Origin of the sequence: Sphingomonas sp. RB1R13 (assembly GCF_036663775.1) — a bacterium.
GTDB lineage: Bacteria > Pseudomonadota > Alphaproteobacteria > Sphingomonadales > Sphingomonadaceae > Sphingomicrobium.
This window is the reverse complement of record NZ_JAXOJM010000114.1, coordinates 599-1,047: the sequence shown is the minus strand read 5'-3', so window position 1 is coordinate 1,047 and position 449 is coordinate 599. Positions and strand designations below refer to the sequence as shown.

1 pseudogene is annotated in these 449 nt (G+C 61.2%); it reads left to right on the top strand.

Going from position 1 to position 449, the window contains the following annotated elements:
• Positions 1 to 45: 45 nt before the first annotated feature.
• Positions 46 to 449, top strand: a pseudogene (locus U1700_RS15360) (TonB-dependent receptor domain-containing protein); the annotation flags it as partial.

The window sequence follows — 449 nt, the reverse complement described above, 5'->3', positions numbered from 1 at the left end:
CCCGCCTATCCCCAGACCTAGGGCCTGGTCCTGAAGCCGCGCTTCGTGCGCGGGCTGGTCTTCTCGGTCGATCGTTACCGGATCAAGAGCGACAACTCGCTCGGCTATAACGATTACAGCTATTATACCGATGGCTGTCTGCGTTCGGGCGGCGACCAGTTCTTCTGCCAGGGCATCGTCCGCAACGCGACTGGCCAGCTGTTCAACGGCGGCTATATCCGTCAGGGCACGACCAACTACTACACCTCGGTCGCGCAAGGCTGGGACTTCCAGGCGCAATATGCACTGAACCTGGAGTCGATCGGTCGTCTGGACTTTGGCTTCAACGGCTCGCTGACCACCAATGCCGGTGGCCAGGATTCGCCGCTCCAGCCGAACCGCAACTGCGCGGGTTATTATGGCAATGGCTGCGGTCAGCTGATCCCGAAGTGGAGCCATGGCCTGCGCAC